The sequence below is a fragment of the Micromonospora sp. WMMD1120 genome, assembly GCF_029626235.1.
Taxonomy (GTDB): Bacteria; Actinomycetota; Actinomycetes; order Mycobacteriales; family Micromonosporaceae; genus Micromonospora.
Genome location: NZ_JARUBO010000005.1, coordinates 3,109,650 through 3,121,641 on the forward strand (window position 1 = coordinate 3,109,650; position 11,992 = coordinate 3,121,641).

Below are 11,992 nucleotides of genomic sequence, written 5' to 3' on the forward strand. Positions count from 1 at the left end.
CCGGACTACACAGATCGATGGCGGCCGGTATGGTTTCGGTCTACCGACGGTGACGGGAGGGCGGCCGTGAGCGAACGCGCGGACCGGAGCGGCAATCGTGAGCTACGGGCCCGATTCGACGACGTCTACGGGCAATATCAGCAGCTCAGGTCCGGTTTGGACACGCTGCAGACCCGGCTCGCCGAGCTGCGGGTGACCCGCCGGTCGGCCGACGGGCAGGTCACGGCGACCGTCGGCGCCCAGGGCCGGTTGCTCGGGGTCGAGCTGACGCCCGCCGTCTACCGCGACCGGGACGCCGGGGCGCTCGGTCGGAAAATCACCGAGACCATCCAGGACGCCGCCGAGGCCGCCGCCGACGCCACCCGTGACCTCGTCGCCGAGACCATGCCGGCCGGCTCCGGGTCGGCGGACTTCCTCCGTACCGGAGATTTCGGCACGCTGCTCGGCCGGGCCGACGCGGTGCTCGGCAGGGGTGAGGGGCCGGCATGAGCGACGCGCAGCTCTGGCTCGATCCGCAGAGGGCCCGGCGGGCCGGCGCGGACCTGGCGCTGGCCGGTGAGGCGGTGACGGCCCGCCGCGCGGTGGAGGGCGGCGCGATCGAGGCCGCCAGCGGCGTCCGACCATGGGGCCGCGACGACATCGGCGCGGCGTTCGAGCGCACCTACCGGGGGTACGAGCAGACCGTGCTGCGGGCCTGGGCCGGTGTCGGGCAGCGCCTCACCGAACTGGGCGGCGACGTGGTGCGGGCGGTCGACGCTAGCGTGCGGACCGACGAGGCCAACGCCGCCCGGGTCGGCCGGGCCGCCGACCGGCGCTGACGCCGGCGACCGCGATGACCGTGCTGCCGAGTCCCATTCCGCATCCCCTCGACCTCGCGCCCTGGGACGTGCCCGGCTGGATCTACGAAGCCCTCGACTGGGTGATCGGCGTGCAGTGGCCGGAGGGCGACGAACGGGCCGTCTGGGACGTCGCCGACCAGTGGTACGCGGTCGCCTCGGTGCTCGCCGGTCCACGGGCCGACGCCGCCGCGGCCGCCACCGAGGTGCGCAGTGGGTACGGGGGTGTCGGCGCTGTCGACGCGGCGTTCGAGGCGGCCTGGCGGGCGATCGCCGACGGTGACGACGCTCCGCTGCCCGTCCTGCTCGCCATCACCGCCGACCTGGGCCGAATGGCCGAGGAGTGCGGCTGCGACATCGAGGGCGCCAAGCTGGAAGTCTGGATCGAGCTGGGCATCCTGGTCATCGAGCTGCTCTCCGTGGCGGTTGCCGCGGTGCTGACGGCCGGCGCCGCCACCCCGGCCGCCGGCGCGGCGATCACCGCGACACGGCTGCTGGTCCAGCAGATCTTCCGGCGTCTGATCGGTCAACTGGCCGGCAAGTCCCTCAAACACGGGCTCAAGGAGGCCGGCGAGCGGGCCGCCAAGGAGGTCGCCCGCGGTGGCGTACGCGGCCTCGCGAAGCGGGCCACCCGCGAAGGGCTGGAGGAGGCCGCCGAGGAGGCCGGCGTCACCCTGGCCACCCAGGCGTACCAGAACTCCACCGGACGGGCCCACGGCCTGGACGTGGCCGATCTCGGCACCTCGGCGGTCGGCGGGCTCGCCGGCGGGGCGGTCGCGCCGCTGGCCGGGCTGGGCCGGCACGCGAGCGGGCGCGCGGCGAAGGTGGGGGAACACCTCGGGCGGGAGATGACCGGCGAGGCGCTTGCGGACACCGCCGCCAGCCTCGCCACCGGCTCGGGCCTGACCTCTGTGGAGGACGTCGCCCGGGCCGCCGCGTCCGGAGCCACCGGTTCGGCCACCGCCCAGACCGACCACGCGTTACGCGCCCGGCTCGACGCGCAGGCCGACGCCCTCGCCGGCCCTCACGGCAGCGGCCCCGCGCTGCCGTCGGTGGCGACCCTCGCGGGCGATCCGACGATCGCGGTCGCCGGAACGACGCCCGCGGCGGGTGGCTCGTCCTCCGGGGCGGCGGATGGCGCGGCGTACTCGGCGGGCGGCGCGGCGGCTTTCGCGGGTGGAGCGGCGTCATCGACGGGTGGAGCGGCGGCTTCGGTGGACCTTACCGGTCCGGGGGTGGAGTCGTCGGCGGTGGCGTTCGCCAATGGGTCGGCCCCCGTCCGGGAGGTGGCGTCCGGTGGGCCGGCGCCGGGTGTTACCGGGCCCGGGTCGGGCGGTGGCACGTCGCCGGACCAGCAAGGGTCGTCCGGCGGCCCAGCGTCGCCGTCCCTCGGCGCCTCGCCGTCCCCCGGCGTCGAGCCGTTCCCCGGTGTCGAGCCGTCTCCTGGCGCGTCGCCGTCGCCCGAGGGCGGGCTGGGCGCGGTGTCGCCGCCTGCGCGCACATCCGATGCCACGCTCTCGCCGGCGTCCGCCGGTGATCCGACGTTGTCGGCGGTGGCAGCCGATCCGCGGCCTTCGCCGGTGGCTGCTCCCGTGGCCGGGGCCGGCGAAGCGGGCGGCGCGCCGGCCACCACGGCCGCGCCGCCGGGACATGCCGGCTACCCGTCGTACGCCAACACGCCCGGCCCGACCGCCTGGGCCACCCCGGCGACGCCGACGACCGGCCCCGGCCCGACCCCGCCGGTGACCGCCACCGCACCGCTCATCGGGCGGCACGCGGCGCCGGCCCTTGTGCCGAACCGCGAGGCGTCGGTGCCCGAGCAGCGGGCCCGGGGTCGGGCGACGGTCCCCGTCGACGTGACGGCGTTCGGTGACCGGTCGGTTCCCGAGACCGACGACTGGTATGCGGCGCAGTGGGCCGCCGCCGCCGAGGCCGCCGAGCGGCGGCGCTACCAGGACCACTACGAGGCGCAGCGGCTCGGGTTCGAGACCGTCCGCCGGCAGTCCGAGGCCACCCGGTTGCGCACCCGGGCCGCCGAGCACGACCGCAGAGCCGTCGAGTACGCCGCCTACGCCCGGCAGTTGCAGCAGGCCGGTCGCCAGCAGTGGGCCGACGGCTGGCAGCGTGCCGCGGAGGCCGAGGTCCGCGCGTACACCCAATGGGTTGAACTGGCGGACGCGGTGCTGGCCGGCACCACCGCGCCGACCGTCGTGGACCTCGGCCCCGCGACGTTCGAGCACGCCAACCGGGACGTCGGCGCGCTCGCGCTCGGCGCGGTCGAGACCGCCGGGCCGTCCCGGCTCACCGGCGACGACGGGCCGCCGCCGATCGACGACTCGCGGCCGTACGGCCGACCCGGAGGACTCCGCCCACCGTTGGCCCTGCACCAGGTCGACGTGGAACGGCAGGTGCCCCGGGAGCCGGACGGCACCGTCCGGCGTACCGCCGATCCCCGGCAGGGCGGGTGGTTCCGGCTGCTGAACGACGGCGGTCCCGCCGCCGACGCCACCCGGGGCATCAACTGTCTGGACTGCACTCTGTCCCTGTTCGAGACCTGGGTGCACGGCCGGCCCCGGGTGTCCGCGCCGCGTACCTTCGACGGCTACCTGGACGGTGACATCCGGCGTCCGATCCGCGGCGAGGCGGGCGGTCCGGGCCGGGTGGAGGACGTGACCGGTGGGCGTTTCCAACGCCTCCTCGCCCCGCCGCCGGGCCAGCGTCTGGGCGCCGAGCAGGCGCGGCAGGCCGCCGACCGGGGTTACCGCAACCTGCACGACCAACTGCTGCTGGGCGGCCACGGCAGTTACGCGTTCCTGGTCACCGAGTGGCCGCACGGCGGTTCGCACGCCTGGGTGGCGCTCAACCAGAACGGCACGGTCCTCTACCTGGACCCGCAGAACGGAGTGATCCGGGACCGGCCGCTGTACCCGGACGTGGTCGGCATCGACGCGTTGGTGCTGGGCGGGGACGGCCGCCCCATGCCACTCGGCGGGCTGCCCCGCGGCCGGTTCAGCGAACGACCCGACCTGCCGGAACACCCGCCCACGCAGGACGACGGTGGCCACGGCGACCCGTACGTCAATCGGATGCACCTGCTGTTGGACGGTCCGGGCTCGGCGTCGATGCCACCGGACGCGGAGGGTCGGGACCCGGCCCCCGACGGAGACCCGGAGCGACCCTCGGCGCTCGACGATTCCGGTCGGCTCCTCACACGGGCCAACAGCCTGGACGACGTCTTCGCGGCCGGGCTGACTCCCGCCGAGTTCGCGGCCGCGGTCGACCCGGCCACCCTCCGCCGGTTGGTGCCTGCCCTCGATGAGTCGTCGGCACGGGACCTCGCGGCGATGTTCCACGACCTCCAGGTTCGGGACATGCTCGACCGGGCCCGGCGGGAGCCGCCAGCGAACGAGCCGAACCTGGCCGAGAACGTCGTCCGGCAGGTGGTGCGGCACCCGGACCTGGCGCGCATCATCCTGGCCACGCCCGAACTCGCGCGGTCGCTGACCGCCCGTCCGCTGACCCTGTATCACCTGGCCAGCCACCCGCAGGCCATCGACGTACTGGCCGAGGTGCTGGACGACGTCGCCCACCAGGAGGCGGACACAGAGCCGGTCCCTCGGGAGGTACCGAAGCCTGCGCCGACACCTCTCACCGAGGAGCAGTTGCGGATCAGCGCCGGCATTTCCGTGCGTCGAGGACCGGTCACTCAGGCCGGTTTCGATCCCGACCGACGCGACGACGCTGCCTACCGGAGGCGCTACCTCGACAATCTCTACTCAGCGGCAGTAGAGGCTCAGGCGGATCTGAATCAACTTGCGGTCTCCCTGGCCGAGGCTGATGGCAGACGCGTCGGAGAGCCGGGCTGGCGCTCACAGCCCAAGGACCGCCGTCGAGCCGAGGACAAGGTCGCCAAAAACCAGGGCGACGCGTCGAAACTGCTCGACCTCGCTGCCGCCAAGGTGGAGTTCCGCACCCTCGACGACCTCTACGCCGCTCTCCGACGGGTCACCGATCAGCCGGGCATTATGGTGGTGAGCTTTGAGGACCGGTTCGTCTCACCTATGAGCAGCGGCTACCGGGACGTGCAGTTCGTGCTGCGTACGAGAAACGGGCACCTGGCGGAATTCCGCTTACACTTGGCCGCTCTTGACGCCGTCGCAGTCTGGGAGCATGTGCTTTACGAGGTGCGACGTGACGTGGAGGCGCTTGCCGAAGCCGAGGGCCGGGCGTTGACGCGGCGCGAGCGAGCGATCACCGACGGCATTCGCCTGCGTGAACAGAAGTTGTTCTGGGAGGCGTTGCAGTCAACTCTTGAGGGGGAGCCCAGATGACCGAGATGCCTGGCCTGATACTCCCCTCCTACTACCTCTACTACCAATCGCCTGTGAAGATCGTCGAGACGCCCGAAGGTGGCGCCAGAGTATGGCGAGTCTCCATCGACTCCGGCGGTTGGCACGAGAAGAACGACATCTTCGTCGAGATCACGCTGGGTGTCGGAGGGGATATCTTTAGCCGCAGCGCCGAGGACTTCGTTCAGGAGGTGGAGGCGTTCCGCGCCTTTCACCTCAAGGGCGAAGGGCCGATCTTCGCCCTCTACGAGACGGTGCGCGGGATCGAGAGCCAGGCGGACGCGGAGGGGCGTCGCGAAACGCCGCGCGAGCAGGCGTTGATTCGCGGGATTCGGCAGCGGACGTTCGTCATGTTCGAGGAGGAGCTGCGCGCGGCCGGTGATCCCGGTGCGGACCCCGACATCGCCAGAGCGGCGTGAGGCTGCTCCGCGTCGAAGAGCTGAAGCCGGATGTCCGACGGCAGGTGGTCGGGGTGGGCTACGCCCTGCGCCGGGGATGGCGTCCTCGGACGGTGGTGAGGGCTGAATACCATCGACGGATGGGCAAAGTCGGTTCGCGCAGCACCAACTCCAACCTCTGGGCCTGGCCGGCCGGCATCCTCATCGGCCTGGCGATCGGCATCCCCGTGTTCGGTGGGACCGGTGGTGTGGCCTTCGGTGTGGCGCTCGGCATCGCCTTCGCGGGCGCCTTCGGCGCGTTCGGGCGGCGCCGCTCCGGTGGCGAGCCGGCCGAGGATGCTCCGGTTGCGGGGGATGGCGTCGTCGATGACGCGCCCCGAGGGTGATCAACTCGGCTTTCTTGATGTCGGGGCATCCGAACGCGAAGGATAGGCCGGTTTCCATGAAGCCGAGTGGATCACAGCAGGCGCGGGCGCTTGTGTTCGCGCCGGGGAGTGTCGCCGAGGCGATGGCCGTACAGGAGGAATTGCGGCCGTTGGTCGACCTGGTGGGACCCGGGCCCCGCTCGCCCGCGACGGTGGCCGGCCTCGACGTGGCGTACGCCGAGGGTGGTGACCTGCTGGCGGCGGCCGTCACGGTGCTGGATGCCCGGACGTTGGCGGTGGTGGACTCGGCGGTGAGTGTGGGTCGGCCGGCGTTCGGCTACGTGCCGGGGTTGTTCGCCTTCCGGGAGCTGCCCGCGTTGCTCGGTGCGCTCGGCCGCCTGAGGACCGTGCCGGAGCTGCTGGTCTGCGACGGGCACGGGTTGGCCCACCCGCGCCGCTTCGGGCTCGCCTGTCACCTCGGAGTGGTCACCGGGCTACCCGCGCTCGGGGTGGGCAAGACGCCGCTGGTCGGGACGTGGGATGAGCCGCCCGTCGAGCGGGGTGGCTGGTCGCCGTTGCGTGACGGTGGTGACGTGGTCGGGCGGGTGGTGCGTACCCGGGACGGGGTGCGGCCGGTCTTCGTCAGCGTCGGCCATCGGATGAGCCTGGAGAACGCTACCGCCCAGGTGCTCGCGCTGACCCCACGCTTCCGGTTGCCGGAGACCACCCGTAGCGCCGACCGACTCTGCCGCGACACCCTAGCCAACGCGCAGACCGGCGCGGGATCAGGCGAGGAGCGTGCGTGATCGACTCGGCTTTCTTGATGTCGGGGCATCCGAACGCGGGGGATAGGCCGGTTTCCATGAAGCCGAGTCGACCACCGCGAGGGCGGGCCGGGGCGGACCGGGGTCGGGCCGGGGCCGGACAGGACCGGCGGTAAACCGTAACGCCGCACACATGCCGGCCGCTCTATGACCGGTGCGGTGGGTGACGCGGTAGTAGCCTGGCCGGCGGACCCCACCCGGGAGAACGGCGAGGTTAATCATGACAGTGCGTCGACGCGCGGCACGGCTCGCGGCGGTCTGCGGTCTGGCGGCCGGCCTTGTGGTGCTCGGCGCGTCCCCGGCGCTGGCCGACGAGGACTCGGTCCGGGTGGGCGCGGCCAGCAGCTTCGCCGCCGGTGGCTCCGCGCAGGGGGTGAACGTCGCGGTGCGCAAGCGCACCGACGGGTGCGTCCTGCTGCGTACCGCGTTGGGTCTCCGCCTGGAGGGTCTTCGGCCGGAGCAGGTGACGGTCCAGGTCAACTCGGGCGGTCGCTGGTTCCCGGTGCCGGTCAGCGGCGGTTCCGGCAGTGTGGCCACCGCGCAGACCTCACCCAGCAAGCCGACCCTGTGCAAGGGTAAGGGCATCACGGTGCGTTACCGGGTGGCGTTCGCCGAGGGGGCTCCGGGTGGTCGTCTGGTCGTCACCGGCGCCGGGATGAGCGCGCTCGGCCAGGAGTTGGGTCGGGGCACCGACGCGGCGCGGGTGACCGGGGCGCGGGTCAGTCCGTCGCCGAGCCGGACGCCGTCCCCGACGCCGACCCCTACCGAGTCCGCCGCGGCTGACGAGGCGGTCGACCCGGCGGCGCTGACTGCCGTGTCCAGCGCACCGGACACCACGCCGGCAGCCGCCCAATCGTCTGGAGGAGGGTCGCCGGTGATGTACTTCGGCATCGTGCTGGTCGCGGTCGGGTTGCTGCTCATCGTGCTGCTCGTTCGTCGTTCCCGCCAGGACCGTAATCCGTCCGACCAGGCTCCCGACGTGGTGGCGGGCAACCCCGGTGGCACCACCTACCGCGCCGGCGGCGGGTCGCCGACCGTGCCCGGTCGCCCCGGCCAGGTGTACGGGCAGCAGCAACCGCCCACGCCAGGTTGGGGTGCGGTGCCCGCTCCCCGGTCGGCCGCCGGTGGGGTCTACGGCACCCGTCCGGGCGGTCCCGTCGCTCCGCCGGAGGCGACCCAGCAGATGCCGGGGCGCCCGGACGAGCCGCCGGCCGACAACGGGGGGCACACCGTGTTCATTCCCCGGCTCCCCGGCTGAGCGGGGCGCGAACCGGCCCCTCCGTTAGGCTCAGGATCGGTGTCTAACCTGCGGCCAAGGAGCGGAACACGTGACTGATCTGTCCCAGATCGTGAAGGCGTACGACGTCCGAGGGACGGTGCCGGACCAGTGGGACGAACGGGTCGCCGAGGCGCTGGGCGCCGCCTTCACTCAGTTGCTCAACTCCACCGACGAGCCGGGCGACGCGGTTGTCATCGGCCACGACATGCGGGCCACCTCGCCCGCCCTGGCCGCCGCGTTCGCCGACGGGGTCCGCGCGGAGGGCCGCGCGGTCATCGAGATCGGGCTCGCCTCCACGGACCTGCTCTACTACGCCTCCGGCTCGCTGGACCTGCCCGGCGCGATGTTCACCGCCAGCCACAACCCCGCTCAGTACAACGGCATCAAGATGTGCCGCTCCGGCGCCCGGCCGATCGGTCAGGAGAGCGGCCTGGCCGAGATCCGGGAGCGGGCCCAGGCCCTGCTCGACGCCGGCGAGGCCCGCCCGGCTGGTACGCCGACCCGGCCCGCCGAGCGGCGTGACCTGCTTCCCGACTACGCCGGCTACCTGCGCAAGCTCGTCGACCTATCCGGCATCCGGCCGCTGAAGGTCGTCGTCGACGCCGGCAACGGCATGGGCGGCTTCACCGTCCCGACGGTGCTGGGTGACGCGGCGCTGTCGCCGCTGCCCCTGGAGATCGTGCCGCTCTACTTCGAGTTGGACGGCAGCTTCCCCAACCACGAGGCCAACCCCCTGGACCCGGCGAACCTGGTCGACCTCCAGCGCGCCGTGGTCGAGCACGGGGCCGACATCGGCCTGGCTTTCGACGGTGACGCGGACCGGTGCTTCGTGGTGGACGAGCGCGGTGAGCCGGTCTCGCCGTCGGCGATCACCGCCCTCGTCGCCGCGCGTGAGCTGGCCAAGCACCCGGGTTCCACGGTGATCCACGGCCTGATCACCTCCAGTGCGGTCGCGGAGATCATCCGTGAGCACGGCGGGCAGCCGGTCGTCGCCCGGGTCGGGCACTCCTTCATCAAGGCCGAGATGGCCCGCACCAACGCGGTCTTCGGCGGCGAGCACTCCGCGCACTACTACTTCCGGGACTTCTGGTTCGCCGACACGGGCATGCTCGCCGCCATGCACACGCTGGCCGCCCTGGGCGAGCAGTCGCTGCCGCTCTCCGCGTTGGCCGGTGAGTACGAGCGCTACGTCGCCTCCGGCGAGATCAACTCGACGGTGGTCGACCAGGCGGCGGCGGTGGCGGAGGTGCGCGCCGCGTACCCCGACGCGGAGGCCGACGAGATGGACGGCCTGACGCTGCGTTTCCCCGATGGCGCCTGGTTCAACCTGCGCGCCTCCAACACGGAGCCGTTGCTGCGGCTCAACGTCGAGGCACCCACCCGCGACCGGATGGTCTCGCTCCGGGACGACGTGCTCGACCGCGTTCGCCGATAAGATCGCCAGCGCCGGTCGGCACCGCCACCGGTCCAGCCGCACACGTGGAAGGAGCCGTGCCATGGCCCTGGATCCGCAGTTGCTCGAGATCCTCGCCTGTCCGGACACGCACCACGCCCCGCTCACCTACGACGCCGAGGCGCAGACGTTGACCTGCACGGAGTGCGGCCGGATCTTCGAGGTCCGCGACGACGTGCCGGTGCTGCTGCTCGACGAGGCGCGCGGCGGCCCGGGGCAGCCGTCATGATCGACGGTACGGCCGGGGTCAGCGGGCGCCGGGACGCCGACGAGGCCCTGCTCGACAACCCGGGTGCGTTGGCCGAGGCCGACCCGGGCGACATGCTCCGGCACACCGCGTCGGCAGGCGCGCAGGTCCGGGAGAGCGCCGCGCTGGCGGCCGAGGCGAACCTGGCGGTGCTCGCCGACGACGGGCGGCCCCGAGCCGTGGTCATCGCCGGCATCGGCACCGCCGGGCGTACCGGTGACGTGCTGGCCACCGTCGCCGGGCCGCGCTGCCCGGTCCCGGTCATCGCGCACCGCAGCGCCGGCGTGCCCGGTTGGGTGGGCGCGGCCGACGTGGTGATCGCGGTGAGCGCGTCCGGACGCAGCCCGGAGGCGCTCGGCGCCGCCGAGGCCGCGCACCGGCGGGGTGCCCGCCTGGTCGCCGTCGGCGCTCCCGACTCGCGGTTGCAGTCGATCGCCGAGCAGGCGCGGGCGCCGTTCATCCCGGTGCCCCGGCGTGCCCCGGCACGGGCCAGCCTCTGGGCGCTCACCGTGCCGGTCCTGCTCGCCGCCCGTTCACTCGGGCTGGTCAAGGTCAACGAGGCGGACCTGGCGGAGACCGCGGCCCGACTGGACGCGGACGCCGACCGGTGCCGCTCCACGGCGGAGTCCTTCGTCAACCCGGCGAAGTCCCTGGCGCTGGGTCTGGCCGGCTCGATTCCCATCGTCTGGGGCTCGTCCCCGCTGGCCACTGTCGCTGCCCGCCGCTTCGGTGACACCCTGTCGGCGAACGCCCGCTACCCGGTGGTGACCGGTGCGCTCGGCGAGGCCGGGCGGGGTCGGGTCGGCCTGCTCGACGGTGTCTTCGGCGGGCTGGCCGAGGGGGAGCGGGACATCTTCGCCGACCCGACGGACGACGACGGCGACGCCACCCGGCTGCGGTTGGTGCTGCTGCGCGACGGCGGCCTCAACGCCGACGACGACACCGACGAGCCGCTCGCTGTCGAGGAGCGCCGCGCGGACGCGGTGCAGACCCTCGCGGAACGTCGCGGCGTGCGGTGCGACGTGGTGACCGCCGAGGGCGGCTCGGCCCTGGAACGACTGGCCTCGCTGGTCGCCGTTCCGGATTTCGCCTCGATCTACCTGGCCCTGGCCCACGGCCTGGACCCGATGGCCGTTCCGGCCATCACCGAAATGAAGGAGCTGTCGAACCAGTGAACGAACGTAGGGGGCGGCGCGGCATGCGCACTGCCACGCTTGGCGGAGTGGTGGCATGAGCGCGAACGGCGGGACGAAGGCGATCGTCGCCGCCCTGCTGGCCAACGTCGGCATCGCCGTCACCAAGTTCGTCGCGTTCCTGCTCTCCGGGTCGTCGTCGATGCTGGCCGAGGCGGTGCACTCGGTCGCCGACTCCGGCAACCAGGGCCTGCTGCTGCTCGGCGGCAAGCGGGCGAAGCGGGCGGCCACCCCGGAACACCCCTTCGGGTACGGCCGGGAGCGCTACATCTACGCGTTCATCGTGTCGATCGTGCTGTTCAGCATCGGTGGCCTGTTCGCGCTGTACGAGGCGTACCACAAGTGGCACGACCCGCACGGCATCACCGAGTGGCAGTGGTTGCCGGTGGCCGTGCTGGTGGTGGCGATCGTGATGGAGTCGTTCTCGTTCCGGACGGCCATCAAGGAGTCGAACCACATCCGGGGCCACCAGTCCTGGGTACGGTTCATCCGCCGGGCCAAGGCGCCCGAGCTGCCGGTCGTGCTCCTGGAGGATTTCGGGGCGCTGGTCGGTCTGATCTTCGCGCTGTTCGGGGTGGGGCTGACGCTGATGACCGGTGACGGTCGCTGGGACGCCGCCGGCACCGCGATGATCGGCGTGCTGCTGGTGATCATCGCGGTGGTGCTGGCCATCGAGACCAAGAGCCTGCTGCTCGGTGAGGGCGCGGAGGCGTCCGACGTCGCCGCCATCGAGCGGGCGGTCACCGCCGGCCCCGAGGTGGAGCGGATCATCCACATGAAGACGCTCTACCTGGGCCCGGAGGAGCTGCTGGTGGCCGCGAAGATCGCCGTTCCGGAGTGGGAGAGCGCGCACGACCTGGCCCGTGGCATCAACGCCGTGGAGGCACGCATCCGCGCCGCCGTGCCGATCGCCCGGGTGATCTACCTGGAGCCGGACGTCTACAGCGCGGCCGCCGCGCAGGCCGGCACCGGCGCCGCCGCCGACACGGCGGTGCCGCAGCCCCAGGACGTGTCGGGCGAGGCAGCCGGGCGGCCCGGGGGCTGACGG

The 11,992-nt window shown here is 73.0% G+C and carries 11 protein-coding genes; all 11 read left to right on the top strand.

The features are described from left to right. Positions 1-66: 66 nt before the first annotated feature. The 11 genes from O7634_RS14715 to O7634_RS14765 all read left to right on the top strand — a co-directional run bounded on the left by O7634_RS14715 (position 67) and on the right by O7634_RS14765 (position 11,989). On the top strand, positions 67-489 hold the full coding sequence (locus tag O7634_RS14715) for a YbaB/EbfC family nucleoid-associated protein (RefSeq protein ID WP_278150686.1): 423 nt from the start codon (positions 67-69) through the stop codon (positions 487-489). Next, positions 486-818, top strand: a complete 333-nt coding sequence (locus tag O7634_RS14720) for a hypothetical protein (RefSeq protein WP_278150687.1) — start codon at positions 486-488, stop codon at positions 816-818. Before O7634_RS14715 ends, O7634_RS14720 begins: the two co-directional genes overlap by 4 nt. A gap of 14 nt (positions 819-832) precedes the next feature. Next, a complete protein-coding gene (locus O7634_RS14725; protein WP_278150688.1) occupies positions 833-5,167 on the top strand; it encodes a toxin glutamine deamidase domain-containing protein in 4,335 nt (1,444 codons plus the stop codon). Then, on the top strand, positions 5,164-5,604 hold the full coding sequence (locus tag O7634_RS14730; protein ID WP_278150689.1) for a hypothetical protein: 441 nt from the start codon (positions 5,164-5,166) through the stop codon (positions 5,602-5,604). Before O7634_RS14725 ends, O7634_RS14730 begins: the two co-directional genes overlap by 4 nt. 119 nt (positions 5,605-5,723) lie before the next feature. After that, the gene (locus O7634_RS14735) at positions 5,724-5,969 is read left to right on the top strand and encodes a hypothetical protein (RefSeq protein WP_278150690.1); all 246 of its coding nucleotides are present in this window, start codon (positions 5,724-5,726) and stop codon (positions 5,967-5,969) included. A 56-nt stretch (positions 5,970-6,025) separates the two neighbouring features. Further along, the gene (locus O7634_RS14740; RefSeq protein WP_278150691.1) at positions 6,026-6,754 is read left to right on the top strand and encodes an endonuclease V; all 729 of its coding nucleotides are present in this window, start codon (positions 6,026-6,028) and stop codon (positions 6,752-6,754) included. A gap of 238 nt (positions 6,755-6,992) precedes the next feature. Further along, entirely contained in the window at positions 6,993-8,030 is a 1,038-nt protein-coding gene (locus O7634_RS14745; protein ID WP_278150692.1) for a hypothetical protein, read from the top strand. Positions 8,031-8,100: 70 nt separating this feature from the next. After that, positions 8,101-9,486: a phosphomannomutase/phosphoglucomutase gene (locus tag O7634_RS14750; protein ID WP_278150693.1), complete on the top strand. Its 1,386-nt coding sequence runs from the start codon at positions 8,101-8,103 to the stop codon at positions 9,484-9,486. Positions 9,487-9,547: 61 nt separating this feature from the next. Then, the gene (locus tag O7634_RS14755; protein ID WP_030490836.1) at positions 9,548-9,733 is read left to right on the top strand and encodes a Trm112 family protein; all 186 of its coding nucleotides are present in this window, start codon (positions 9,548-9,550) and stop codon (positions 9,731-9,733) included. Continuing rightward, complete coding sequence (locus O7634_RS14760; protein ID WP_278150694.1) at positions 9,730-10,926, top strand: SIS domain-containing protein; 1,197 nt, start codon at positions 9,730-9,732, stop codon at positions 10,924-10,926. Before O7634_RS14755 ends, O7634_RS14760 begins: the two co-directional genes overlap by 4 nt. A 55-nt stretch (positions 10,927-10,981) precedes the next feature. Then, a complete protein-coding gene (locus O7634_RS14765; protein WP_278150695.1) occupies positions 10,982-11,989 on the top strand; it encodes a cation diffusion facilitator family transporter in 1,008 nt (335 codons plus the stop codon). The last annotated feature ends 3 nt before the right edge of the window (positions 11,990-11,992 follow it).

Bases quoted from the DNA above. Each gene is read 5' to 3' on its own strand.
- O7634_RS14735 (WP_278150690.1), top strand. From the start codon at position 5,724: ATGGGCAAAGTCGGTTCGCGCAGCACCAACTCCAACCTCTGGGCCTGG.
- O7634_RS14725 (WP_278150688.1), top strand. From the start codon at position 833: ATGACCGTGCTGCCGAGTCCCATTCCGCATCCCCTCGACCTCGCGCCC.
- O7634_RS14765 (WP_278150695.1), top strand. From the start codon at position 10,982: ATGAGCGCGAACGGCGGGACGAAGGCGATCGTCGCCGCCCTGCTGGCC.
- O7634_RS14730 (WP_278150689.1), top strand. From the start codon at position 5,164: ATGACCGAGATGCCTGGCCTGATACTCCCCTCCTACTACCTCTACTAC.
- O7634_RS14760 (WP_278150694.1), top strand. From the start codon at position 9,730: ATGATCGACGGTACGGCCGGGGTCAGCGGGCGCCGGGACGCCGACGAG.
- O7634_RS14720 (WP_278150687.1), top strand. From the start codon at position 486: ATGAGCGACGCGCAGCTCTGGCTCGATCCGCAGAGGGCCCGGCGGGCC.
- O7634_RS14755 (WP_030490836.1), top strand. From the start codon at position 9,548: ATGGCCCTGGATCCGCAGTTGCTCGAGATCCTCGCCTGTCCGGACACG.
- O7634_RS14740 (WP_278150691.1), top strand. From the start codon at position 6,026: ATGAAGCCGAGTGGATCACAGCAGGCGCGGGCGCTTGTGTTCGCGCCG.
- O7634_RS14745 (WP_278150692.1), top strand. From the start codon at position 6,993: ATGACAGTGCGTCGACGCGCGGCACGGCTCGCGGCGGTCTGCGGTCTG.